Here is a 3,629-nt window from a genome sequence, read left to right as displayed (position 1 = left end):
CTTATTAGATTTCCCTTCACCTTCGAATAACTCTGCAATACCAATTTTGAGCAGAACATTCGCCTGAAAATCAGGAATTTCTTTCACATCCCCAATATTGGAATCATGGGTCGTTTTTAAATATTTAATTTTCATAGACTGTTCCTATAGCTAAACAATTGTGATGCTTAGATATAAAAACAGCCCCGATTAAGGAGCTGTCTTGACCTAAATCAATCAGGTGTATTGGATAAATCCAGCAGCTTGATGTCGGCGTTTCTTCCAGCGGATGAAGCGCTCACCACGAATAGCCATCAGGTTATTTTGGTAAAGGTTGATCCAGTTAGGTGCTGCATCCGTACCGAGGTTGATTGTGGCTTCAGAGCTCACAGAGAAGTCCATGCTTCCATCATCCGCAAGAAGGATTTCGCTTGGCAATATAAGTGCAATCTTATCTTCTGCTGCGGCAGAAATTTCCACAGGCAATGTCATTAGGTAGCTTTGACCTTGAAGGTTCATTCCTTCAAAGTATTTGCGGCCTAGTGCATCACGCATCATGCTTAACTTAGCAGCACGCGTTTCAGACATCACCCATGTTGCACCAGAAATTGAAATCCCTTGATCTGTAAGAGACTTCAATAAGGCGAATAAGTCAGCCTCATAAGCTTCAGCTGTTTCGCCGGTGCTTGTCACTTCCGTTACACCATTTAAAACAGATGCTGGACTATCATCTGATTCTTCTTTATCTGGATCAAAGAACTGATCATCAATAAATTCAGCTGTTGACTTCACTAGATCATCACGAACAAGTGTATCTGCTTTAGGATTAGAGAAGCGGACCAACTCATCTGACAGCAACACGATACCTGCAATTTTTGACTTCGATAAAGTCATGTTGCCAAAGGTCGGGTTTGTTACTGGCTTAGTTTTCTTTTCGCCCACCCAGTTCACGGAAGATGCGCCAGTTTGAGATGGCATTTTGATGTTGAAAGGAACTTGGCGCATGCGAGATGCTAGACGATCTACAACAGTTTTGCCGCGAAGCAATTCGATGAATTCACCAGTTAAGTTCTGGTAATCCACCAATGCTGAAGCAAAGTTAGGATCTGTAGTCGTACCAATCACAGCTTTTTGCTGCAGGGCGTTTTGCACCTGCTCTGGTGCATTCCATGCTTTAAGTACGTCAATTGCGGTTACCTGCCCTTTGCTATGCGCAGCAACAGCAGATGCCTTCACCATCAAAGCAAATCCAATACCTTTTTCCAAGTTGGATTTAACCTCAACCTTTGGCGTAGCAGGATTAGGATCGCCAGCAGCAGATGCAGCCGCTTCAGCTTCCGACTGACCAGCAGCAGGTGTTGCGGTTGCAGCAGCAGCTTCAGTAGCAGCAATTTGTTTCTGTACGCGAGCAATATTCTTTTCGATTGCTTCAATTTCTGCTTCCAGCGCTTTAATCTGACCCTCTGTTTCTTCATCGGGTGTAGTTCCAGCTGCAGCAGATTTGGTTAAAGCTTGTTGCATTGCCTGGTTTTTTTCTGCCAGTGCTTTTAACAACTTCTGTAAATATTCTTTCATAGTTTCACTCCACCCTTTGTTGGGCTATTAAGTTTTACGACAACGTGTTTTTGTTCAGATGAAGCGCCATCTGGAACGTCTTGAGGTTTTTTGCCCAACGCGACTTTGTGTTCCTCAAATGCTTTTGAAAAATCTGTTCCGCTATCGCGGTTGCATGGGATAGTTACCAAACTAAGCTCGTACCATTCCCACTTATTGAATCGAATACCTCCGTTTTGTAGGTATTCAGCTTCTCCCCAATCAGGGATAAATCCGACTGAAAGCCCTTTAACAAGGTCATATTTCAGTGATTGATAAGCTTCATCGACTCGCTCTTTAAGCTTTCCTTCTTCCTTGATTTCAGGAATCTGGATTTCGACTTCAATGCCTTGTTCAGTCACTTTTGCGCTTAGGACCTGACCGACTGGTTTCTTCATTTCATGATGAAAAAGCAGCGGCATTGGAAGTTGGTATTCAGCGCCATCAGGAACCATGATGTCCTTTGCACGGTCTTGATTTGGTGTGCTTGCAACCCCTGTAAATGTTCGTTTTTCTTCGTTAATAGCCTTAATTTCAAAAGAGCCAAACGATTTCTGTAGAGCAGACATAAAGCTCTCCTAAAATGAAAAACCTCCATAAAGGAGGCTGTTAAATAAATAAGTTTTAAACAAAATGAACTTCGTATTTCTCAGGTTCACCAGCCACAGCCATAATTCGATTAATCCCCATCAATAAACAAACAGCACCATCAATTTTGAAAGCATTCTTCTGTTTGCGTGGATAATCGTTATTGTTGGCATCTGGTTTGCTAATCACGTTGCCAACCATCCAGGATAAAATCGGGTTTCCATCATGGTGAAAACGACCGGCAGCAATTGCCGCTACCAGCTCTTTCATGGGCGGGCTAAAGTTTTTGGTGTTCTTAGCGATCTCAACAACTTCAAGACCATTATCACCAAGCGTTTTAGCAATCTGACGACCGCCCCAGTTATCGAATGGCACCTCTTTCAAATTCACTTTTTTTGAATCTGCAATCAAATCCGAAGCCACCAAATCAAGATCCGTTTCAGCACCGTCATGTACCTCAAGCAATCCCTGATTCATCCACTTCTGGTATCGATCAATTACCACCTTTTCCTCACCGTCATATACAGTTTCAGAAGGAAGATAGAATTGTGGACGCACACAGTAATAATGGATTTTGCCGTCAATTATTCTGTAGAACAGATTAATCCGGGCACAGATATCGATCTTGGATGCCAGATCCAGTGGCATGAAGCACTCATCATCTGCAAAGTCTTCCATCTGCAGCGATTTATCAGCACATTTGTGCCACTTCTCCATGTTGAAATAAGCAGATCGAGCGGATACCCAGATATTTAAATGCTTTGTTTTAAATGTATTCTGGCGTGCCGGGTTATTAATGGCCTTGCGTTGCTGCGATTCTAGATAGTCGCCATAAACTGACACATCAAAATTCGGGTTTGCTTTTTGCAGAACCTTAGGATCAGTCCAGTCATCACCTTCATCAATGGTCCAGATAAAGCCAAACAGCTCATCATCCGGTACAGTACCAAGCAGCATATCCTGGACACGTAATCGCATGTCATGGCATGGACCATCAATATTGAATCCAGCTGTAGTAATCACAAACATGAGCGGCTGACGGCGTGCCCCCATACCCGTTTGCATCGTGTCATACAACGCATTGGTCTGGTGTTCGTGGTATTCATCGACAATCGCACAATGTGGAGACTGGCCATCTGGTGGATCACCAACAATCGTTTCAAAGATTGAACCATCGTCCGGTATTTCCAGGCTGCCAGCATTAATCAAGATGCCTGCTGCTTCGATAAATTCTGGTGAACGTACTGCCATGAGTCGAGCAGGCTTAAATACTTCCCAAGCCTGTTTCTCTGTTGTTGCACCGGCATAAACTTCTGAACCAAACTCACCATCATTCGCGAACATATTCAGGGCTACACCTGCAGCAATTGCCGACTTTCCGTTTTTACGTGGAATCTCCCAATACGATTCACGGAACCGGCGGAAGCCATCTTTTTTACGGACCCAATCAATCGGGCAGGCAATACCAA

3 protein-coding genes are annotated in these 3,629 nt (G+C 43.7%); all 3 read right to left on the bottom strand.

What is annotated here, in order from left to right; translation table 11 throughout:
- Positions 1 to 216: 216 nt before the first annotated feature.
- Positions 217 to 1,554 (bottom strand): phage major capsid protein, encoded by a 1,338-nt coding sequence (locus tag B2Y23_RS00090; protein ID WP_291368281.1) that lies wholly within the window; start codon positions 1,552 to 1,554, stop codon positions 217 to 219.
- Positions 1,551 to 2,141 carry an HK97 family phage prohead protease gene (locus B2Y23_RS00085; protein WP_291368279.1) on the bottom strand — a complete coding sequence of 197 codons (591 nt, stop codon included), beginning with the start codon at positions 2,139 to 2,141 and terminating at the stop codon, positions 1,551 to 1,553. Before B2Y23_RS00085 ends, B2Y23_RS00090 begins: the two co-directional genes overlap by 4 nt.
- Before the next feature lie 55 nt (positions 2,142 to 2,196).
- The coding region (locus B2Y23_RS00080) for a terminase large subunit (protein ID WP_291368277.1) at positions 2,197 to 3,629 on the bottom strand (1,433 nt) is incomplete at its 5' end.

Origin of the sequence: Acinetobacter sp. UBA5934 (assembly GCF_002430855.1) — a bacterium.
Taxonomy (GTDB): Bacteria; Pseudomonadota; Gammaproteobacteria; order Pseudomonadales; family Moraxellaceae; genus Acinetobacter.
This window is presented reverse-complemented; position numbering and strand designations above follow the sequence as displayed.

What these genes read in the sequence shown, in the direction of transcription:
- B2Y23_RS00085 (WP_291368279.1), bottom strand. Translation starts at nt 2,141, where the DNA reads ATGTCTGCTCTACAGAAATCGTTTGGCTCTTTTGAAATTAAGGCTATT.
- B2Y23_RS00090 (WP_291368281.1), bottom strand. Translation starts at nt 1,554, where the DNA reads ATGAAAGAATATTTACAGAAGTTGTTAAAAGCACTGGCAGAAAAAAAC.